The 20,370-nt window shown below is 58.8% G+C and carries 17 protein-coding genes; 8 read left to right on the forward strand and 9 right to left on the reverse strand.

Translation table 11 applies throughout. The annotated features are described in order from the left end of the window. Positions 1-78: 78 nt before the first annotated feature. Positions 79-891 carry a posphoenolpyruvate synthetase regulatory kinase/phosphorylase PpsR gene (ppsR, locus tag PG888_RS04450; RefSeq protein ID WP_182939409.1) on the reverse strand — a complete coding sequence of 271 codons (813 nt, stop codon included), beginning with the start codon at positions 889-891 and terminating at the stop codon, positions 79-81. 348 nt (positions 892-1,239) lie between these two features. Here ppsR and ppsA point away from each other — a divergent pair, with 348 nt between their 5' ends. Beyond that, complete coding sequence (gene ppsA, locus PG888_RS04455) at positions 1,240-3,612, forward strand: phosphoenolpyruvate synthase (protein ID WP_182939410.1); 2,373 nt, start codon at positions 1,240-1,242, stop codon at positions 3,610-3,612. A 69-nt stretch (positions 3,613-3,681) separates the two neighbouring features. On the opposite strand, the gene PG888_RS04460 is transcribed toward ppsA, so the two are convergent. Together PG888_RS04460 and asp are read right to left on the reverse strand one after the other, a co-directional pair. Then, positions 3,682-4,140, reverse strand: a complete 459-nt coding sequence (locus tag PG888_RS04460) for a serine protease chaperone (protein ID WP_182939411.1) — start codon at positions 4,138-4,140, stop codon at positions 3,682-3,684. Between the two features lie 18 nt (positions 4,141-4,158). Then, on the reverse strand, positions 4,159-6,033 hold the full coding sequence (gene asp, locus PG888_RS04465; RefSeq protein WP_182939412.1) for a serine protease Asp: 1,875 nt from the start codon (positions 6,031-6,033) through the stop codon (positions 4,159-4,161). 605 nt (positions 6,034-6,638) lie between these two features. Between asp and PG888_RS04470 the strand changes: the two genes are divergently transcribed. After that, on the forward strand, positions 6,639-7,424 hold the full coding sequence (locus PG888_RS04470; RefSeq protein ID WP_197970808.1) for a MetQ/NlpA family ABC transporter substrate-binding protein: 786 nt from the start codon (positions 6,639-6,641) through the stop codon (positions 7,422-7,424). Positions 7,425-7,509: 85 nt separating this feature from the next. Here the strand turns inward: PG888_RS04470 and PG888_RS04475 are convergent, their stop codons facing one another. Both PG888_RS04475 and PG888_RS04480 read right to left on the reverse strand, forming a co-directional pair. After that, positions 7,510-9,360, reverse strand: a complete 1,851-nt coding sequence (locus PG888_RS04475) for a DUF3413 domain-containing protein (RefSeq protein ID WP_182939414.1) — start codon at positions 9,358-9,360, stop codon at positions 7,510-7,512. Positions 9,361-9,408: 48 nt separating this feature from the next. Next, positions 9,409-9,636 (reverse strand): YejL family protein, encoded by a 228-nt coding sequence (locus tag PG888_RS04480; protein WP_005333874.1) that lies wholly within the window; start codon positions 9,634-9,636, stop codon positions 9,409-9,411. Positions 9,637-9,709: 73 nt separating this feature from the next. Here PG888_RS04480 and yejK point away from each other — a divergent pair, with 73 nt between their 5' ends. From yejK to PG888_RS04505, 5 genes are all read left to right on the forward strand, one after another. After that, the gene (gene yejK / locus PG888_RS04485; RefSeq protein WP_182939415.1) at positions 9,710-10,771 is read left to right on the forward strand and encodes a nucleoid-associated protein YejK; all 1,062 of its coding nucleotides are present in this window, start codon (positions 9,710-9,712) and stop codon (positions 10,769-10,771) included. 407 nt (positions 10,772-11,178) lie between these two features. After that, complete coding sequence (malE, locus tag PG888_RS04490; RefSeq protein WP_005333871.1) at positions 11,179-12,360, forward strand: maltose/maltodextrin ABC transporter substrate-binding protein MalE; 1,182 nt, start codon at positions 11,179-11,181, stop codon at positions 12,358-12,360. A 75-nt stretch (positions 12,361-12,435) separates the two neighbouring features. Further along, a complete protein-coding gene (malF, locus tag PG888_RS04495) occupies positions 12,436-14,088 on the forward strand; it encodes a maltose ABC transporter permease MalF (protein ID WP_182939416.1) in 1,653 nt (550 codons plus the stop codon). A gap of 12 nt (positions 14,089-14,100) precedes the next feature. After that, positions 14,101-14,991 carry a maltose ABC transporter permease MalG gene (malG, locus tag PG888_RS04500; RefSeq protein ID WP_005333868.1) on the forward strand — a complete coding sequence of 297 codons (891 nt, stop codon included), beginning with the start codon at positions 14,101-14,103 and terminating at the stop codon, positions 14,989-14,991. A gap of 68 nt (positions 14,992-15,059) precedes the next feature. Next, on the forward strand, positions 15,060-16,196 hold the full coding sequence (locus PG888_RS04505; RefSeq protein ID WP_182939417.1) for an ABC transporter ATP-binding protein: 1,137 nt from the start codon (positions 15,060-15,062) through the stop codon (positions 16,194-16,196). A 112-nt stretch (positions 16,197-16,308) separates the two neighbouring features. On the opposite strand, the gene ppk2 is transcribed toward PG888_RS04505, so the two are convergent. Then, the gene (ppk2, locus tag PG888_RS04510; RefSeq protein ID WP_042059288.1) at positions 16,309-17,124 is read right to left on the reverse strand and encodes a polyphosphate kinase 2; all 816 of its coding nucleotides are present in this window, start codon (positions 17,122-17,124) and stop codon (positions 16,309-16,311) included. A 128-nt stretch (positions 17,125-17,252) separates the two neighbouring features. Here ppk2 and PG888_RS04515 point away from each other — a divergent pair, with 128 nt between their 5' ends. After that, complete coding sequence (locus PG888_RS04515) at positions 17,253-18,053, forward strand: alpha/beta fold hydrolase (protein WP_182939418.1); 801 nt, start codon at positions 17,253-17,255, stop codon at positions 18,051-18,053. A gap of 87 nt (positions 18,054-18,140) precedes the next feature. Here PG888_RS04515 and PG888_RS04520 read toward each other — a convergent pair whose 3' ends face one another. Genes PG888_RS04520 through PG888_RS04530 form a run of 3 tightly spaced genes read right to left on the reverse strand, consistent with a single transcriptional unit; the run spans position 18,141 to position 20,325 of the window. After that, the gene (locus PG888_RS04520; protein WP_182939419.1) at positions 18,141-18,947 is read right to left on the reverse strand and encodes a MipA/OmpV family protein; all 807 of its coding nucleotides are present in this window, start codon (positions 18,945-18,947) and stop codon (positions 18,141-18,143) included. 48 nt (positions 18,948-18,995) lie between these two features. Beyond that, on the reverse strand, positions 18,996-20,066 hold the full coding sequence (locus PG888_RS04525; protein ID WP_042059293.1) for an AI-2E family transporter: 1,071 nt from the start codon (positions 20,064-20,066) through the stop codon (positions 18,996-18,998). A gap of 25 nt (positions 20,067-20,091) precedes the next feature. Continuing rightward, positions 20,092-20,325 carry a sulfurtransferase TusA family protein gene (locus PG888_RS04530; protein WP_042059295.1) on the reverse strand — a complete coding sequence of 78 codons (234 nt, stop codon included), beginning with the start codon at positions 20,323-20,325 and terminating at the stop codon, positions 20,092-20,094. Positions 20,326-20,370 lie beyond the last annotated feature (45 nt).

The following is a 20,370-nucleotide window of genomic DNA, read 5'->3' on the forward strand; positions in this document are numbered from 1 at the left end:
CACAGCTCACAACAGCTGACTTTTACCGATGCGCTGTGATTTTTATCTTTTTCTGATATCGACAGCTGTCAAGCTGGCTTAACAGAGCTGGCGGCGCAGACCGGTTGCCTCGAGGACCTTGGCGCTGATCTCCTCCACCGAGTGGGAGCTGGTATCGAGGAAGCGGATCGCCTCCTGGCGAAACAGTCGCTCTACGCAGGCCAACTCCTGCTCGCACTGCTCGATGGAGGAGTAGCGGCTGTTGGCGCGGCGCTGGTTGCGGATCTCGTGCAGCCGCTGCGGCGCGATGGTGAGGCCAAACAGCTTGTGACGGTTGGCCTTGAGGGGGGCGGGCAGCTTCAGCATGCCCATGTCCTGCTCGATAAAGGGGTAGTTGGCAGCGCGAATGCCAAATTGCAGCGCCAGATAGAGGCTGGTGGGGGTCTTGCCGCAGCGGGAGACCCCGATCAGGATGATATCCGCCTCATCGTACTCCTTGGTGGTGATGCCATCGTCGTTGGCCAGCGCGAAGTTGACCGCCTCGATGCGATCGTCATAGAGCTTGCGGTTCTCCATGCCGTGAGTGCGGTGGAGGCGGGGCTCGGCTTTCACCCCCAGCTCCTGCTCCAGCGGGCTGACGAAGGTGTTGAGAAAGTCATGGCCGCACGCTTCCGACTTGAGCACCTCTTCCCTTACCTGCGGGTCGACGATGGTGTGAAACAGGATGGGGCGCACCCCGGTCTGGCGGAACTGTTCGTCGATCCGCATCCGCACCTGACGGGCTTTCTCCAGTGTCTCCACAAAGGGGATGGTGATCTGCTCGAAGGCCAGCGGAAACTGGCTCAGTACCGCGTGGCCGAACACTTCGGCGGTGATGGCGGTGCCGTCTGAAACATAAAATACGGTGTGCACGTGGGGCTCCTGTGATACCTGCGGGTGGGGTCGCATGGGGTAAAGGGTGAGAAGTATCTCTCGAAACCATACCAGTTTTGTCAACCGGTCTGCTGTGCCCAAGTTGTGAAGTGGCTTGCAAACCTGAATCGTTATCTTTTTGTGTCGCCATTGTAGAATGTTCCGGTCATTCGACCATCCCCAACTCTTGCTCGGGGATTTTTTTGAAAACCAATAGAAAACGTTTTCATGGTCGTTGGCAACAAAAGAAACAGACAATAACGCACCTGACTTACCCATAACCTCATCGATTAAATCGGGCGCACGAGGTGCTATGGCATCGGTGCCCACCAACCTGGAGACATCCAAGTGCAACAGTACGTGCTCTGGTACGAACAACTCGGAATGCAGGACGTAGAACGCGTTGGCGGCAAAAACGCATCCCTTGGCGAGATGATCAGCAACCTCTCTGGCGCCGGTGTATCCGTGCCGGGGGGCTTTGCCACTACCGCCTTTGCGTTTAACGAGTTTCTGGAGTCAAGCGGCCTTAACGGCAAGATCCACCATCTGCTCGACAATCTGGACGTGGACGATATCGCCGCCCTCAACCGGGCCGGTCAGCAGATCCGCGACTGGGTGATCGACGCCCCGTTCCAGCCCGAGCTGGAGCTGGCGATCCGGGTGGCTTATGAGAGGTTGAGTGCCGGTGTCGAGGCCTCGTTTGCGGTGCGCTCCTCCGCCACCGCCGAGGATATGCCGGACGCCTCCTTTGCCGGTCAGCAGGAGACCTTCCTTAACGTACGTGGCATCGATGCCGTCATGACGGCGGTCAAGCATGTGTTTGCGTCACTGTTCAACGATCGCGCCATCTCCTATCGGGTGCATCAGGGCTATGACCACAAGGGCGTTGCCCTGTCGGCCGGGGTGCAGCGGATGGTGCGCTCGGATCTCGCCGCCTCCGGCGTGATGTTTACCCTGGATACCGAGTCCGGTTTCAACGACGTGGTCTTTATCACTGGCAGTCAGGGGCTGGGGGAGATGGTGGTGCAGGGGGCCGTCAACCCGGACGAGTTCTATGTGCACAAGCCGACCCTCAAAGGGGGCCGCCCGGCGGTGGTGCGCAAGACGCTTGGCTCCAAGTTAATCAAGATGACCTATTCGGACGATGCCGGTCACGGCCGTCAGGTGAAGATTGTCGATACCGATGAGGCCGAGCGCAGCCGCTTCTGCATCAGCGATGAGGAGGTGATGGCGCTGGCGAAACAGGCCCTCATCATCGAGCAGCACTATGGCCGCCCGATGGATATCGAGTGGGCCAAGGATGGTCAGGATGGTCAGCTCTACATAGTGCAGGCGCGCCCGGAAACCGTGCGCAGCCGGCAGGAGGCCAACACCCTCGAGCGCTTCGCCCTCAAGCAAGCGGGTAAGGTGTTGATCGAGGGGCGGGCCATCGGCCACAAGATTGGCGCGGGCCCGGCGCGAGTTATCTCCTCCATCAACCAGATGGACGAAGTGCAGCCCGGCGATGTGCTGGTCACCGACATGACCGACCCGGACTGGGAGCCCATCATGAAGCGGGCCTCCGCCATCGTCACCAACCGGGGTGGCCGCACCTGTCACGCTGCCATTATCGCTCGCGAGCTGGGCATTCCGGCGGTGGTGGGCTGTGGCAACGCCACCGACCATATTCAGCCGGGCCAGCGGATCACCGTCTCCTGCGCGGAAGGGGATACCGGTTTTATCTATGACGGCGAGCTGGACTTCGATGTGGCAGTGACCGAGGTGGGCAATATGCCACGCCTGCCCATCAAGATCATGATGAACGTCGGCAACCCGGACAGGGCGTTCGACTTTGCCCAGTTGCCCAACGCCGGGGTAGGGCTGGCGCGCCTTGAATTCATCATCAACCGGATGATCGGCGTGCACCCCAAGGCGCTGCTGGAGTTTGACCAGCAAACCCCAGAGCTGCAGGCCACCATCGGCAAGATGAGCGCCGGTTACGACAGCCCGCGTGAGTTCTACGTGGCCAAGCTGACCGAGGGGATCGCCACTCTGGGCGCTGCGTTCTGGCCGGAGCGGGTGATCGTGCGGATGTCGGACTTCAAGTCCAACGAGTACGCCAATCTGGTGGGCGGTCGTGGCTACGAGCCCCACGAGGAGAACCCGATGATCGGTTTTCGTGGCGCATCCCGCTACATCGCCGATAGCTTCCGCCCCTGCTTTGCCCTCGAGTGCGAGGCGATCAAGCGGGTGCGCGATGTGATGGGGTTGACCAACGTCGAGGTGATGATCCCCTTCGTGCGTACCGTGGGCGAGGCGGAGCAGGTGATCGAGATCTTGGCCGAAAACGGTCTGCGCCGAGGCGAGCGGGGGCTCAAGGTGATCATGATGTGCGAGATCCCGAGCAATGCCCTCTTGGCAGACAAGTTCCTCGAGCACGTGGACGGCTTCTCCATCGGCTCCAATGACATGACCCAGCTCACCCTTGGGCTGGATCGGGACTCGGGGCTGATTGCCCATCTGTTCGACGAGCGCAACGAGGCGGTCAAGGCACTGCTGGCGATGGCGATTCAGGCTGCGCGCAAGGCGGGCAAGTACGTAGGGATCTGCGGTCAGGGGCCATCCGATCACCCTGACTTCGCCGCCTGGCTGGTGGAGCAGGGGATCGATTCGGTGTCGCTCAACCCCGATACCGTGGTCGATACCTGGCTCTATCTGGCGGAGCAGCATGGCGCCAAGTAAGTCACTATCAAAATGAGCAGCACAGAAAGGGGGCCATAATGGCCCCCTTTGTTATTTGTCTGTCGCGACCTATTTCGGCTGCTGTTCGGCCCCCGACAGCTCGATCTGTACATTCACCCCTTCGCTCTTGAGCTTGGTAGCGATGGCGTTGAGATCGGTGCCCGATTTGGCCTCCAGCAGGGCGATACCACCGCTGCTCTGCTTGAAGTTCAAGCCGTGGCGCGTTGCCAGCGCCTTGGCGGTGGCATCATCAGCTTCCACCAGCAGGGTGCCGCTGACGGTGAGCTCGGGGCTGGCGGCCCCTTGCATCAACACGTCGCCGCGGCGCAGGGTCTGCTGCGGGGCCTTGCCATCAAGACTGCGGGCGACCCGCTTCTTGCTGCCGTTGTCGGGAATGAGGTAGGTCTGGCCGTTCACCTCTATGGTGCTGTACTGCTTGCCATCCATGGTGACCGACTCCTCGGCGCAGAGCTGTCCCGAGAGGGGTGCCAGCAGGGTTGCCAGAAGCAAGGTAACAGGTTTGTTCATGGTAATACTCCTAGCGTGTTAGCTGCGGTTGGCATCGTGACCCAGGACCCGCAGGGACCATGAGATCAGCTTGCCCGGTTGGCGATTGTTGCGCTCGGTCAGGGTAGTGCGCTCTCCGGTTTCGCGATTGAGCAGAGAGACCTGGCGGGTACCGTTGGCAACGTCGGTTACCTCCAGTCGCCAGTCGCCCTCGGCCGCTTCACCGTAGAACTTGTGGGAGAGCAGGCGCATGTCACGCAGCCCTTTGGTGCGCACATATCCCAGTTTTTGCTGATCAAGGGATTGACCGACCAGGCTGTTGAACGGGTTCAGCAGGATGCTGCGGGTGCCGGCGGGGGAGACCAGTTCGATCAGCAGGTCGGGCAGGCGCTGGTGATCCAGACTCACCATCACCTGAACCGCTTCCACCGTCAATGGTGTCGCGATGCGGGTTGTTGAGCTGGTCGGGCTGTTGCCTGCATCCGCAATGGCGGCGGTACTGCCGGTGACGCTGGTCTTCTGCCACGGCAGCTGCACCAGCGGGGGCAGCGGCTGGTGATTGGCTGCCAGCTCAAGGGCCTTGTTGACGTCGATCAGGCCAAAGCCGTAAGTGGGGCTGAACCACATGCCGGCGGCATTGCGCTCCCACCCTTCCAGCCCTTTCACATCGCGCACCTTGCCGCTGCTGCTGGTGTAGCTGACCATCACAGGTTTATGTGTGGCATCGACCCGGGTCGCGCTGCGCGCCAGCAGATCCCGCAGGTCCCGTACCGGCAAGTCCGGGTAGGCGGACATCAGCAGCGCCATGGCACCGGAGGTGCTGGGGGTGGCGGAGGAAGTGCCGTTCATCACGCCGTTGTAGTCGCAGCTGGCATCCAGTTTCGGATTGCCGTGCAGCCGGTTGGTGCTGGGATCGTCGGTGCGGTTGTAGCCCATGTCGCAGCCGGGCAGATCCGTGGTGACCATCGCCGGCGAGTCGGTACCGTACTCGCCGCCGGTCGCGCTCAGGAAGACGTTGCTGCCGACGCTGGAGTAGGAGGATCTGACGCCATCGGCGTTGAGCGCGCTCACCACCAGGTTCCAGAAGTTGCTGTTGGAGGGATCGAGGTTGCTGTTTTCAAACGGCAATTTGGGACCATTGCCGGTGCGGTTAAGCACATAGCCGCCCGCCGCTATCTTGTTGAAGCCGTTGCCGGCGGCCTTGATATAGGCCGCGCCCTGCGCCTTGAGGGTCTGCTGTTCAAACAGGCGGTCGAGCTGGGATTGATCCAGAGAGTTGGCAGAGCGGGGATCCACCACACTCATGCCGTAGCTCTGGTTGAACACCCGGTTGTCGCGGCTGGCATCGCTGTCGCCAAGGGCGTAGAGCCAATCCTTCTGTAGTTGCTGGCTGTTGTCATCCAGCAGGTTGAACCCCTGCAACTGGGCTCGCGGGGCGATCCCCTTGGTACCAATGGCGTTGTCTACCGCCGCAATAATGCCGGAGACCGAGGTGCCATGGGCCGTATCCGGATCGGTCGGGGTCGGATCATCGCTGCCGGTCACCACGTTTTTCGAACCCGGACGCACGTTGTCCGCCAGATCCGGGTGGGCGATGGCCAGACCATCATCCACGACGGCCACATTGACACCCTGACCCAGCACGCCGGTGCGATGAGCCCACCAGAGGTTGAGATCATTGCCCGCTACGCCGCCACGGGCGCTGAACCCATCCTGCCCGCTGTTGAGCAGATACCACTGCTGATCCTGCAGGGGATTGGTACCTGGCAGGCAGCGCTCGGTGCTGCTGCGTCCGATATCCACGCCGCTCTCCTTGCCGGTGAGCGGCGCACAACCTTCATTTGCCTGAACGAGCGCACTGGGCAGGCTCGACAGCAGTGCTGTGATCGCCAGTGCTAACGATGTTTGCTTCATTATTTTTAAACTCCATCTTGGATCGCACCATCCTGGGTGCGACGGAAATCTATACACGGGTGATAGGGGTTCAAAAAGAGCCATTTTTAAAAAGCGCAACGAGGTTCAAAGAAATCCGATCTAGTTTGTGGTAGGTATTCCAATGACGCTGATTATGTGTTCTATTGAGAATGGTTCTCACCGCTCATTACTGATCTTTTTATCTGTAATTCACTCTCTCGTGACTCTTCTTCGCCGCAGCCATCCCGATTCGGGGCAATCCCGAAGGGGGCGTCGTGCGCTCTTGGAAATAAATGGCATGGTGGTGTGTGCCAACGTGAGTGCAGCTATGCGTGCGGGTGAGATAGCAAGGGTGATGAGGTGGGGTGGCCAGTGGTTTATTGCTTGGCGGCGGTGGATGGCTCTGTTATGGTAATCAAAATAGCCGTTTAGATGGCTAGATTGCTGCGGTGTGAAGGTTGTTGCCTCTGAGGGCAGCCCCGCCGCAGGCCCATATCTTGATGCGTACCTGACAGGGAGTCCCTATGCCGTTTCGTTCCTTCTTACCTTCTTCTTGCACTGCTTCCTTGCGCGCCGCTGCTGGCGCCAGCACCTTTATTTCCGCGATGGTGGTAGGGTGCCTCGCTTTTTCCGCGGTTGCCGCCGATGCGTCTTTGCCGACCAAACAGGAGATCGTGATTGGTACCACGGTGGGGGATTTTGCCGACATGGTGACCGACTCCATCAAACCGCAACTGGAGGCCAAGGGGTACAAGGTCAAGCTGGTGGAGTTCACCGACTATGTGACCCCCAATATTGCCTTGGCTGACGGTTCACTGGATGTGAACTGTTTCCAGCACAAACCTTATCTTGAGAGCTTTGCCAAGGATCGGGGGTTGTCGCTGGTGCCCATTACCCAGGTGCCAACCGGTCCGATGGGGCTCTACTCCGGCAAGCTGGCTGCACTCGACAAGGTGCAAGAGGGGAGCACGGTGGCCATCCCCAACGATCCCACCAATCAGGCGCGGGCGCTGTTGATGCTGCAGGATCTCGGTTGGCTCACCCTCAAGGAGGGGATAAATCCGCTCAAGGCGAGCGAGTTTGATGTAGTGAACAACCCGCACAATCTCAAGTTGGTACTGCTGGAAGCCGCGCAGCTGCCCCGCTCGCGGGAGGATGTCGACTTCTCGGTGATCAACGGTAATTTTGCCGCCTCCAGCGGTATCCCGTTCAGTGAAGGACTGTTTCTGGAGCGCAGCTACGATTTCATCAACTGGGTGGTGGTGAAAAGTGCGGATGCGGATCAGCCGTTTGCCAGGGATGTTGCGGCGGCTTACAACTCGGCGGCGTTCAAGGCCTATGCGGCCAAGCGTTTCGTCGGCTACAAGTACCCGCAAGGGTGGGGTGGCTAACAGTCGCGAAAGTGGCCCCGCGATACCACGAAAAACGCCCCGAATTCGGGGCGTTTCTTATGGTATCAAGCCATCAGCGGGGGCTTCATTGGTTGCGATAGAAGCGGTTCAGCTCGTTCATCACCTGGATCATGGCGCCCATATCTGGGGTACCGTGCTTGATGGGGCGATAGCTGTTGCGCTCCAGCAGTTCGAAGTCACCCTGCTTGTTGAAGTGGGTGATGGTATTGCCCTGATAGATGGCAAAATCGTTCTGATCCCCCGCCAGCAGCCAGTTACGGGGCGTGGTATCGAACAGATTGCGACCAATGCTGTAATCGCGTGCCGGATTGCGTACCCCCAGCATCCCCTGCATCAGGGTCGGGGCCAGATCGAGATGGCTGCTCGGCTGTTCCAGTACCAGGCTGTCGCGACCCGGCCAGGCAATCACCATGGGCACTTGTACCTGATAGGGGGAGTAGTTGCTGCCCGCACCCCAGCTGTTGCTGCGGGTGTCGTTGAACTCCTGACCGTGGTTGGCGGTGATGACGACAACGGTATTGCTGTCCATCCCCTGCGACTGCAAGCTGGTCAGCATCTGCTCAAGCAGCTGGTCGGTATAGAAGACCGAGTTCTTGTAGCGGTTCTCCAGCTTTTGCAGGTTCTCCGCCCGATAGGCGGTCGCCGGATTGAAGTTGGCCAGCTCCGGCTGGAATGGCCCCTTCATGGTCGCGGGCAACTGGTAGTCACCTGGGCTCGAGAGATAGACCAACGAGAACCAGGGACGCTCCGGCGTGCGCTTGCCGAGCCACTGCTGCCAGTCGGTCAGCAGCTTGCCATCATCGATCTGTTCGGAGACAAACACCTGCTTGCGCAGGCCGGAGAGGATGCTCTTGCGATACTTCTGGGCATCTTCCATCGCGCCGAACAGCCCGAACTGGTAATCCTGACGCAGCATCTCGTCGAACAGCACCGGCGGACGCTTGTCGCTGCTGATGTCCTTGTAGTAGTGGCCGGGCAAGCCGTAGAAGAGGCTGAACATCCCCATCAGATCGTCGTTGCCACCACTCATGTGGTTGCGGAACGTCAGGTGCTGATCCGCATAGCGTTGCAGATTGGGCATGTTGATGTTGTTGAGCATGTCAAAGCGCAGGGAGTCGACCACCACAATCAGCAGATTGCTGTGGGTCAGTGGCGCATTGACGTTGAGCGGGCGCAGCGGATAGTGCATCCGGCTGTCGCTGTCATCACCCTGGGAGGCCGCCTGCTTCTCGTACTGATCCAGATCCAGCCAGCCATGTTTGGCCAGGAAGGAGCGGGCCGTCATGGGGTAGGAGAGGGGGAAGTTGGCTCTCTGCATGGTGATGGGCTGATAGAGGGTCGCATCCGCCCAGCTGTTGACCACGTGGGTCAGAATAAAGCAGACCAGCAGGGCCAGCCCAACCTGATTGCCGTATTGGCGGCGCTTGCGCTTGTTGATCTTGCGCCAGACATAGGCCGACAGCAGCAGTTGCAGCAGGAAGATGGTGGGCACGGCAACGAAGATAATGCTCCAGATTGAGCCCTCTTCGGTCTGTGCCTGATCCAGCAGCAACTGCCATACCTGACTGTTGAGGTGAAACTTGAACAGCCGGAATACCTGGGTGTCGATCAGCAACAGCACCAGCGCCAGGGTGGCGATGATGGCCGAGATGAATCGCAGCGGTTTCTCTTTGGGCAGCACGAAGCTGAGCGGAAAGACCGTCAACAGGTAGGTGACGAAGCTCAGGAACGAGAAGTGGCCAATCCAGCTTACAACGAGATAGATCACGCCAAGCGTGGTCGATGGCCAGCCGATGGCACCCAGATAGCGGGTGGCGATAAGCATGGCCAGGATAATGTTGAAGAAGGAGAACCAATGCCCCCAGGTGATCAGGCGAGAGACATTATCACGATAGGGGTTACCGGTTTCGACCATAGTGATCCATCTGCGTTGAGAAACGTCAAATCAACAGAGTCGCAGGACTCAGTGTGCGTCGTGGCGATTATCGACCGATGCGGTCAGGGCCTGGACAAACTTTTCAGTGATGGCCTGGCGCTGGGCCGGTGCCATACCGTTGATGATATTGGTGGTCAGATTGCCAAGCACCATAAGGCTGAGATCTACCGGCGCTTTATGCTTTTCCAGCGCGGTGATCAGGTCGTTCATCAGGGCGTCAAATTGCTCGTTATTGTACTTTGATACGATAGGCATAATCTTCAGTTCATCTCGGTTCAAAGCGCCTTATAATACTTCACCCTTTCGGCTAACACTATGGCTTTGTGACATGAGTCTCGATATCGACAAGATCATTCTTCACTCCTTGCGCCAGGGCGGCGATGGTCAACCCCACGCCGATACCCGCAGCCAGACCCTGCCTCCCGATGAGGCGGTACAGGGACTGATGGCGGAACTGCATCGGATCTACAACGGCAAGGGTGGCAAGGGTTTTGGCTTCTTTGCCGACCCCGAAACGGCCGTCGCCGAGCTGGCGGAGGGGGAAGAGGCCCCCAAGCAGCCCTCACCCGCGTTTCGTATCGCCCTCGAACAACTGCTCAGTGAGCAGACCGAATTCGTTCCCTTCTCGGTCAATGTGACCCAGATGCTGGTCAAACAGCTGGTGGAGCACGCCCTCGATGAGCAAGGGGTGCTGCTGTTTGCCAAATACAACTACGTCGGGGTCGATTATCTGCTGATTGCCCTGCTGGAGGGCAAGGAGAGCGTCACCGTCAGCGAAGCGCTGGAATTGCGTCATATCCAGTATCTGGATATCGGCAAACTCAATCTGGTGGCCCGCATTGATTTGACCGAATGGAAAACTCAGGCCGATTCGCGCCGCTATATCACCTTCAGCAAGGGACGCATCGGTCGCAAACTGGGCGACTTCTTTATGGATCTGCTGGGTGCCCGCGAGGGCATGGATGCCAAGGTGCAAAATAAAGGCTTGCTGCAGGCGGTCGAAGATTATTGCGACAGTCGCCAGCTCGAATCGACCGAGCGCAACGATTACAAAAAGCAGGTCTTCAAATATTGCACCGAACAGGCGAGTGCCGGTGAAGAGATCGAAATCAAGGAGCTGTCTGCAGAACTTTCCGCAAAAGATGGCGGCGACGGTGATCTCGATTTTTACAGCTTTATCGGTCAGGAGTATGAGCTGGAAGATCGCTTCCCGGCGGATCGCTCTACCCTGCGCGGCCTGACCAAGTTTGTTGGCTCCGGCGGTGGCCTGACTTTGAGCTTTGAGCAAAAGCTGTTGAACAGTCGCATTTTTTACGATCCCCAGACCGACACCCTGACCATCAAGGGCGTGCCGCCCAATCTCAAGGATCAGCTGCTGCGTCAGTCGTAGTGGGATCAGCAGTGTGATCAAGTCGTCATTTCTGGCAAAAAGAGACTCCGCCCCGGCGGGGTCTCTTTTTTTATTGCGCCGCGGCATGCCTCGAAACCGCTGCGGTACTTTGTTAACAAATCAAACAAAATAAATCACCTGAAAGGGTTTTCATTGAGGTGAAAACCCTTTCATTCGTGAAATTTTATTTCATTTTGGTAATTAATATTCTGTCATTGGCCGTAATTAAGCCGATAAATGGCCTTAACCCCCTGAAATAAGAAAATGTTTTCAAAACTTTCTGGAAGGAAATACGTAATTGCATTTCAAAAATGCGAGTTGCGTCATGTGAGCCGTTTGCCGCTTGGGATAATATTCATCTCGCACACAATGCTCTTACAGCGCGGAACTAATACAAGGAAAGGCTCATGAAAAAGAAATTGCTGTCATCCCTGATCGGTCTGGCCACTCTTGGCGTCGCTTGCTCTGCTACTGCTGCCATCGATGAAGGCCAGCTGACCATCTGGATCAACGGTGACAAGGGATACAACGGTCTGGCTGAAGTGGGTAAGAAGTTTGAAGCAGAAACCGGCATCAAGGTTACTGTGGCTCACCCGGATCAGGTTGAAGTGAAATTCCAGCAAGCCGCCGCCACTGGCAACGGCCCGGACATCTTCTTCTGGGCTCACGACCGTTACGGTGAGTGGGTCAAAGCCGGTTTGCTGGTTCCGGTAACGCCGAACGCTGCCACCAAAGGCAAATTTGAACAGCTGGCATGGGATGCCATGACTGTTGATGGCAAAACCTATGGCTACCCGGTTGCCATGGAAGCGGTCAGCCTGATCTATAACAAAGACCTGCTGCCCGAGCCGCCGAAAACCTTCGAAGAGATCGCCAAGATTGACGAGACTCTGAAGAAAAACGGCAAGCGCGCCATCATGTGGGCTTATGACACCCCGTACTTCAGCTATCCGCTGGTGGCTGCCAACGGTGGTTACGCCTTCAAGAAAACCGCTACCGGTTATGACGTTAAAGATACCGGCGTGAACAACGCTGGTGCCAAGATGGGCGTGGGCTACATCTCCGAGATGATCAAGTCCGGTCACCTGGAAAAAGGCATCGACTACGGTGTGATGGACGCCAAGTTCAACAAGGGCGAAGTAGCCATGATGATCAACGGTCCCTGGGCCTGGAGCAACCTGGACAAGAGCGGCATCAAGTATGGCGTAGCGCCGCTGCCGACCCTGAACGGCAAGCCGGCCAAAGCCTTCGTTGGCGTACTGGGTGCCACCATCAACGCCGCCAGCCCGAACAAGGATCTGGCCATCGAGTTCCTGGAAAACTACCTGCTGACCGATGCCGGTCTGGCGCCGGTTAACGCCGACAAGCCGCTGGGTGCCGTTGCGCTGAAATCCTTCCAGAAGACGCTGGAATCCGATCCGCACATCAAGGCAACCATGCTGAACGCCCAGGCTGGCGAGCCGATGCCATCCGTTCCCGAGATGAGCCGTTTCTGGTCTTCCTTCGAAACTGCCCTCAAGAACGTGACCTCCGGTCGTCAGGGTGTTGACGAAGCACTGGATACCGCTGCCAAGCGTATCGTTCAGTAAGCACGCACTACCCGGGAGGCCGCAATGGCCTCCCACTCTCTCAAATCTCTCTTGGCGTTATAAAGGTTAATTGGCATGGAAGTAGTACCTTCTGTTGAGTCCTATGCCGGTCCGAAGGATAAGCACACCTGGCTTAAGTGGACCATAGCGGCCCTGGTCGCCATCCTCAACGGCTACGCAGCCGTGATGATGTACGCCAGTGGCGAGTGGGTATTCGCGCTGCTGGATCTGGTGGTGGTTTCCGTCGGTCTGTATGTCTTCATGAACAAGAAGACCTATGCCCATCGCTACATCTTTCCGGGTGTTGCGGGCATGGTTGTGTTTATCATCTTCCCTCTTGCCTACACGATTGGCATCGCCTTCACCAACTATTCGGGGTCCAACTTGCTCTCCGTGGAGCAGGCGCGGGACTACCACCTGAAGAAAACCTACAAGGTGGCGGGCGGTGAATTCGATTTTACCCTGCTGGGTGGCGACAATGGCCAGTTCCAGCTGCTGCTGACACAGGATGATCAATCCTTTATCAGCCAACCTGTTTCCCTGATGAACAACAAGGCCCGTGAGCTGGCGTCCCGCGAGGGCCGGGTGCAGAGCACCCAGCAAGTGGTCGAGCTGCAGCCCTTCACTGGCGAAGCCGCCCGCAAGGCCGCGCCGATCCGCGCCATTGTTGAGCATCGTACTCACCTGAGTGACCTGGATCTGGTGCTGCCGGATGGCGGTACCCACCTGACCCTGAGCAGCCTGCGCAAGTTTGCCGCCCAGAAGCAGCAGTACACCCGTCTGATGGATGGCGCCGTGCTCAAGTCCGGCGTGGTGATCAAAGACAGCAACCTGCTGCGTGATACCCAGAATGGCCAGCTGATGCTGCCCAACGGTGACACCGGCTTCTATCAGTACATCGACGAACAGGGTCAGTTTGTCGGCAAGGGCGTGGCACCCGGCTTCGTGGTCAGCGTGGGCTGGAAGAACTTCGCGCGCATCGTCACCGATCCGGGCATCCAGTCACCATTCCTGCAGATCTTCATCTGGACCGTGATCTTCTCCAGCTGTTCCGTTGCCTTCACCCTGGCTATCGGTATGGTGCTGGCCTGTCTGGTGCAGTGGGAGTCGCTCAAGGGGCGCGGTTTCTATCGGGTCATGCTGATCCTGCCCTATGCGATCCCGGCGTTTATCTCCATCCTGGTGTTCAAGGGGTTGTTCAACCAGAACTTCGGTGAGATCAACATGTTCCTGGAAGCGGCGTTTGGTATCAAGCCGGACTGGTATACCAACCCCTTCCTGGCCAAGGTGATGATCCTGATCGTCAACACCTGGCTCGGCTATCCCTACATGATGATCCTCTGCATGGGCCTGCTCAAAGCGATTCCGGAAGATCTCTATGAAGCGTCCGCCATGGACGGTGCCGGTCCGGTGCAGAACTTCTTCAAGATCACCGTGCCGCTGTTGATGAAGCCGCTGACACCGCTGTTGATTGCCTCGTTCGCCTTCAACTTCAACAACTTCGTGCTTATCCAGTTGTTGACCAACGGTGCGCCCGACATCATCGGCGCCAGCACCCCGGCCGGTACCACCGACTTGCTGGTGAGTTATACCTACCGGATTGCGTTCCAGGGATCGGGTGGTCAGGACTACGGTCTGGCCAGTGCCATCGCCACAGCTATCTTCCTCATCGTAGGTGCGCTGGCGCTGCTCAACCTGAAATTGTCCAAAGCCGACAAGCAGCTGTAAGGAGGCTTCAACATGGCAATCGTACAACCCAAATCAGTCAAATACCGGGTGTGGGCAACCCACCTGGTCATGTGGGGCTTCCTGGCGCTGATCATCTTCCCGTTGATCATGGTTATCGCCATCTCGTTCCGTAACGGTAACTTCGCGGTAGGGGAGATCATCCCCTCCAATCCGACCCTGGATCACTGGAAGCTGGCACTGGGCATGTCCATCACCAATGCTGACGGCAGCATCACGCCGCCGCCGTTCCCGGTGCTGACCTGGTTGTGGAACTCCATCAAGATCGCCGGCATCACAGCCCTGATGATCGTGACGCTCTCCACCACCTGTGCCTATGCCTTTGCCCGCCTGCGTTTTCGTGGCAAGTCCACCATCCTGCAGGGCATGCTGATTTTCCAGATGTTCCCGGCGGTACTGGCGCTGGTAGCCATCTACGCGCTCTTTAACAAGATTGGTGACTACATTCCCTGGCTGGGTCTCAACACCCACGGTGGCCTGATCCTGGCGTACATGGGCGGTATTGCCCTGCACGTCTGGACCATCAAGGGCTACTTCGAGACCATCGACTCCTCGCTGGAGGAGGCGGCGGCCATCGACGGTGCGACCCCGTGGCAGGCATTCCGTCTGATCCTGTTGCCCCTGTCGGTGCCCATCCTGGCGGTAGTGTTCATTCTGGCCTTTATCGGTTCCATTACCGAGGTGCCCATGGCCTCCATCCTGTTGCAGGATGTGAACAATCTGACCCTAGCGGTCGGGGCCCAGCAGTACCTCTATCCGCAGAACTATCTGTGGGGTGATTTCGCGGCGGCCGCAGTGCTCTCCGGTTTCCCCATCACAGTGGTGTTCTTGCTTGCACAGCGCTGGTTAGTCGGCGGCCTCACCGCCGGTGGCGTAAAAGGTTAAGTTTATGGCCGGGGGAGCTGACTCCCCCCGCTATCACGATTTGCAAAGATTCAAGAGCGGAGCTCGTCATGGCTGAAGTAGTACTCAACAACGTTCGCAAAAATTACGATCCGGCTGTTCACAAGGACACCCTGCGCAACATCAACCTCTCCATCAAGGAAGGGGAGTTCATCGTCTTCGTCGGCCCGTCCGGCTGCGGTAAATCCACCCTGCTGCGGATGATCGCGGGTCTGGAAGACATCACCAGCGGTGAGCTGACCATCGGCGGTCGTTACATGAACGACGTGCCGCCAGTCGAGCGCAACGTTGGCATGGTGTTCCAGTCCTACGCCCTCTATCCCCACATGAACATCTACGAGAACATGGCCTTTGGCTTGAAGCTCAAGAAGATGGATAAAGGGAACATCCACAAGCGGGTGATGCGCGCCGCCGAGATCCTGGGTCTCGAGCCGCTGCTGGACAGAAAGCCCAAGGCGCTCTCCGGTGGTCAGCGTCAGCGGGTTGCCATCGGTCGCTCTATCGTGCAGCAGCCGCAGGTGTTCCTGTTTGACGAACCGCTCTCCAACCTGGATGCCGCGCTGCGGGTCAAGATGCGGATCGAGATCGCCAAGCTGCACAAAGAGCTCAACTCCACCATCATCTACGTGACCCACGATCAGGTGGAAGCGATGACTCTGGCCGACAAGATCGTGGTGCTGAGCCCGCTCAAGGGCGAGGCGGCCACCAACCTGGAGCAGTTTGGTTCACCGCTGGATCTCTACCACAACCCGGACAACAAGTTCGTGGCGGGCTTCATCGGCTCTCCCAAGATGAACTTCCTGGCGGGCGAGTTGCTGGAGATTGGCGAGCAGGAGTGCGTGGTCAAGCTGAGCTCCGGCGATACCGTGCGTGCCCGGGTCGATGCTCGCAGTGGCGCGGTGGGTGACAAGGTGGAGCTGGGTATTCGTCCCGAGCACCTGATGCCGCTGGATCACCCCCATGCACACAGCAAGGTGAGCGGGATCGTGCAGGTGGCCGAGCACCTGGGTGCCGAGTCCTTCGTCTATATGGATGTGGATGGTCACGACTTTACCGTCAAGGCCACCTCGGATGTGGATGTGGCGACCGGTCAGACCTACAGCGTGGGTATTCCGGCCGAGGCCTGCTACCTGTTCGATGCCAAGGAGCAGGCGTTCCCCCGTACCGCCAAATATATCCGTACCTGATTTTTTGTTGTGCTGGTTTTCCTTATTATTCAATGCCTTTTTGCCGGTCGTCAGACCGGCTTTTTATTGCCTGTAATTCTGCCATGGGAGAATTCAGACTAGGTGACAGGGCTCAGGCTTCGAGGTCGGCGGTAATATCGGGTACAAAGGTCTGGCTGGTCAGCGGTGGGCGCTCATACCCTTCGGTCTTGATCGGGGGGAGCTTGATGGGCTCGTAGTGGATCGCCTCGTAAGGCACCTTGCCCAGCAGATGAGCGATGCAGTTGAGGCGGGCACGGCGTTTGTCATCTGCTTCCACCACGAACCAGGGGCAATCCTCGGTGTCGGTGTAGGTGAACATGTCATCCTTGGCGCGGGAGTATTCGACCCAGCGCGAGCGAGACTGCAAGTCCATCGGGCTGAACTTCCAGCGCTTGATCGGGGTGTTGATCCGCTCCTTGAAGCGTTTCTCCTGCTCCTCGTCGCTGACCGAGAACCAGTATTTGATCACCGTGATGCCGGAGCGGATCAGCATCCGCTCAAACTCGGGGCAGGCGCGCAGAAACTCGCGATATTCCGCGTCACTGCAAAATCCCATCACCCGCTCGACCCCGGCCCGGTTGTACCAGGAGCGGTCAAACAGCACCATCTCACCGGCGGCGGGCAGGTGGGCGACATACCGCTGAAAGTACCACTGGGAGCGCTCCCTATCGGAGGGGGCAGGCAGCGCCGTGACCCGGCAGACCCGCGGGTTGAGCGGTTCGGTGATCGCCTTGATGACGCCCCCTTTACCGGCGGCGTCCCGTCCCTCGAACAGCACCACCACCTTCAGCCCCTCCTGCTTGACCCACTCCTGCAGCTTGACCAACTCCTCCTGCAAGTGGGCAAGGTGGTGCTCGTAGCACTGTTTGTCCAGACGCGGCCGCTTCTTGATCTTCTCCTTCGCCATGCACTTCTCCTTTTGGCATCCTTTCATGGGTGACTTCTTTGAGTCACTTCCAGCTTGCACCAGGGAGGCGTCCCCTGCCAAGGGGGACGTGATACACTGCCCGCCCATCGCTGGCAACAGGAGATAACATGAAGCATTTTATGGAGATAGCGGGCCGCCGGATGGCCTATCTGGACGAAGGGCAGGGCCCGGTGCTGCTGTTTGGCCACAGCTATCTGTGGGACAGCGCCATGTGGGCGCCGCAAATCGCCGCGCTCAAGGGCAGCTATCGCTGCATCGTCCCCGAGCTGTGGGGCCACGGTGATTCCGACCTGCTCCCCGACGGTGGCTGCACCCTGGCCACTCTGGCGCGCGATCATCTGGCATTGCTCGATGCCCTCGGCATTGAGGAGTGCGTGCTGGTGGGTCTCTCCATCGGCGGCATGTGGGGCGTGGAGCTGGCGCACATGGCGCCAAACCGTATCAAGGGTCTGGTGTTGATGGACAGCTTTGTCGGCCTCGAGCCGCAGATCACCTGCGAACGCTACCTTGGCATGCTCGCTGCGATCGAGCAGCTCGGCACCATTCCGGCGCCCATCATCGAACAGGTGGCGCCTATCTTCTTTGCCAACCAGTCCGATGCCGCCTTGCTGGCCCAGTTCAAGGAGCGACTAGCCCGCTGGCCAAGCGACAAGATCCCCGCCATGGTGGCGGTGGGTCGCAGCTTTGTGACCCGCGAGGATCGCATCGAGTGGCTGGAAGAGGTGACTGTGCCTGCGCTGGTGATGACCGGCTGCGAGGACAAGGCCCGTCCGGTGCTGGAGGGCTATCTGATGGCCGAGGTGCTGGGTTGCCCGTTCAAGGAGATCCCGGCGGCCGGCCACATCTCTTCCATGGAGAACCCCGCCTTCGTCAATCAGGCGCTGGCCGAGTTTCTGGCCACGCTGTAAGCCGAACGCAAATGATAAACAAGGGAGCCATTGGCTCCCTTGTTGCGTTTGGTGATTGGGCCGGAGCCTATCGCTAGCTGACCTGCGTTACCAGATATAACCCAGCGCAAAACCTGCATAGAGCTCGCCATCGTGCTGGACGATGGGACTGTTTTTGATGTCCCGATCATACCATTCGTAGTTCATGGCAAACATGCCAATCCAGTTGGGGCTGAAGCGGTAGCTGGTGATGAGCGCCGCCATCGGGGAGAGGGTGGTACCGGTATCCCAGGCGGGCCGCTGGGCGGTCGCCTCGCTCTCGGAGATGCCGCCGAAGTAGTAGTTGGCCATCTTGTCGCTGCGCAGCATCAGCCCCATGCCGGGCATGATCAGCAGGTTGTCGCGCAGGATAGGGAAATCGGCCCACAGCAGCAGCTCCTGTCCCTTGCTGCGGCCGGTGACATCACTGTTGGCGCGGATGGTCAGCAGGGCGTAAGGGGTGACGATGTTGCCGCCAATCCCCCCTTCCAGCTGCCACTCACGCTGCTCTATGCCGCTGAAGGCGGGCGAGTCCTCGGGATCCAGATTGCCAAAACGCACCCGGCCGTAGCCGTAGAGGGCGACATTCTCATCCTTGTGGAAGTAGTAGCGGGCCCGATCTCCCAAAAACATCAAGTCGTCGCCGAAGTAGATAAAGCCGGGGATGGCGTAGACGGCGTTGTCCTGCGCTTCGTAGCGGGCCTGCCCCCCGATCAGGGTAGCGCCCACCACCAGCCCTTGTGGCACCGGGCTGGTGGGGCTGTCACTGGCCAGCATATCGACCGAGCCGAGATCGATCTCGGCCTGTGCCGGGGTCACGGTGGCAAGCAGCAGGGCCATTAGCCCGCCAAGGGTGGTGCGACGTGAAAGGGTCATAAGCGCTCTCTGGGGGTCAGTGGCTGAAGGCGTGGCCGCAGTGGCCGGTTATTTGACGGCATGGGCATTATCTTCCCGTTTGGGCCAGGCGTTGATCACCGCCTTGACCAGGGTGGCGAGGGGAATGGCGAAGAAGACCCCCCAGAATCCCCACAAGCCGCCAAACACCAGCACGGCGATGATGATAGCCACCGGATGAAGGTTGACCGCTTCCGAGAAGAGCACCGGCACCAGCAGGTTGCCATCGAGGGCCTGAATGACCAGATAGGCCACCATCAGCCAGGCAAACTCCGGGGTGAGCCCCCACTGGAACAGCGCCACCATGGCCACCGGAACCGTCACCACGGCGGCGCCGATATAGGGGATCAGCACCGAGAAGCCGACCGCCACCGCCAGCAGCACCGAGTAACGCAGCCCCATCAGGGCGAAGGGGACATAGGTGGCGATACCGACAATGAGGATCTCGATCACCTTGCCGCGGATGTAGTTGATGATCTGGTTGTTCATCTCGACCCACACCCGGTTGACCAGGGTGCGGTTGCGCGGCAGGAAACGGCGCAGGCTGCCCATCAGTACCCGTTTGTCCTTGAGCATAAAGAAGACCATCAACGGCACCAGAATGAGGTAGATCATGATGGCAACTACGTTCACCAGCGAGCTGAGGGAGGCGCTCACCAGATGCTCGCCGCCACTGAGGATGCGCTGGCGAATATTGTCGATGACCGTCTCCACCAGACTGACATCAATCAGCTCGGGGTATTTGTCCGGCAGGGTGCGCACATAATCCTGAGCGTGAGTCAGCATGGCGGGCGCCTCTTTGGCCAGATTGATCCCCTGACTCACCAGCGTCGGGATAAGACCCAGCAAGGAGGCCACCGCCACTGCAATAAAGAGGATCAGAATGACGCTGGTGGCCAGGGTGCGCGACAGCCCCGCTTTTTGCAGCCGGGCGACCGGCCACTCCAGCAAATAGGCCATTACCAGCGCCACCAACAGCGGGGCCAGCAGATCGCCAAACAGCCAGATGATGGTGAAGCAGAACACCAGCAACAGGAAAAGGGTAACGGCATCGGGATCGGAAAAACGGGTCTGATACCAGCGCTTCAATACTTCTAACATGACTGCATCCTTACATCACTGGGGCTCAAGATGGCTGTTTCGCCCCGACAACCAACTGCAAAGAGAGGGTATTGTCCGGTTGTTGCTGCATCTCGACATGGTGGCCCTGACGGTGCAGATAGGCCGGAATATCCTGCCGGGAACCCGCATCGGCCAGCCGGATGGTGACGGTTTGACCGCTTTTGGCCTCCCGCAACCAGAGCTTGAGCCGGATCAGCGGCTCGGGGCAACGCCAGGGGGTCAGGTCGAGAACTTCCATGGGGACTCCATCAGGCAGGTGGCCGCTATTATGGCCGTGATAAGA

The organism is Aeromonas sp. QDB23 (assembly GCF_027707745.1).
Lineage (GTDB): Bacteria > Pseudomonadota > Gammaproteobacteria > Enterobacterales > Aeromonadaceae > Aeromonas > Aeromonas allosaccharophila.

Bases quoted from the DNA above. Each gene is read 5' to 3' on its own strand.
- PG888_RS04460 (WP_182939411.1), bottom strand. From the start codon at position 4,140: ATGAACAAACCTGTTACCTTGCTTCTGGCAACCCTGCTGGCACCCCTC.
- asp (WP_182939412.1), bottom strand. From the start codon at position 6,033: ATGAAGCAAACATCGTTAGCACTGGCGATCACAGCACTGCTGTCGAGC.
- PG888_RS04470 (WP_197970808.1), top strand. From the start codon at position 6,639: ATGGTGGTAGGGTGCCTCGCTTTTTCCGCGGTTGCCGCCGATGCGTCT.
- PG888_RS04475 (WP_182939414.1), bottom strand. From the start codon at position 9,360: ATGGTCGAAACCGGTAACCCCTATCGTGATAATGTCTCTCGCCTGATC.
- PG888_RS04480 (WP_005333874.1), bottom strand. From the start codon at position 9,636: ATGCCTATCGTATCAAAGTACAATAACGAGCAATTTGACGCCCTGATG.
- yejK (WP_182939415.1), top strand. From the start codon at position 9,710: ATGAGTCTCGATATCGACAAGATCATTCTTCACTCCTTGCGCCAGGGC.
- malE (WP_005333871.1), top strand. From the start codon at position 11,179: ATGAAAAAGAAATTGCTGTCATCCCTGATCGGTCTGGCCACTCTTGGC.
- malF (WP_182939416.1), top strand. From the start codon at position 12,436: ATGGAAGTAGTACCTTCTGTTGAGTCCTATGCCGGTCCGAAGGATAAG.
- malG (WP_005333868.1), top strand. From the start codon at position 14,101: ATGGCAATCGTACAACCCAAATCAGTCAAATACCGGGTGTGGGCAACC.
- PG888_RS04505 (WP_182939417.1), top strand. From the start codon at position 15,060: ATGGCTGAAGTAGTACTCAACAACGTTCGCAAAAATTACGATCCGGCT.
- ppk2 (WP_042059288.1), bottom strand. From the start codon at position 17,124: ATGGCGAAGGAGAAGATCAAGAAGCGGCCGCGTCTGGACAAACAGTGC.
- PG888_RS04515 (WP_182939418.1), top strand. From the start codon at position 17,253: ATGAAGCATTTTATGGAGATAGCGGGCCGCCGGATGGCCTATCTGGAC.
- PG888_RS04520 (WP_182939419.1), bottom strand. From the start codon at position 18,947: ATGACCCTTTCACGTCGCACCACCCTTGGCGGGCTAATGGCCCTGCTG.
- PG888_RS04525 (WP_042059293.1), bottom strand. From the start codon at position 20,066: ATGTTAGAAGTATTGAAGCGCTGGTATCAGACCCGTTTTTCCGATCCC.
- PG888_RS04530 (WP_042059295.1), bottom strand. From the start codon at position 20,325: ATGGAAGTTCTCGACCTGACCCCCTGGCGTTGCCCCGAGCCGCTGATC.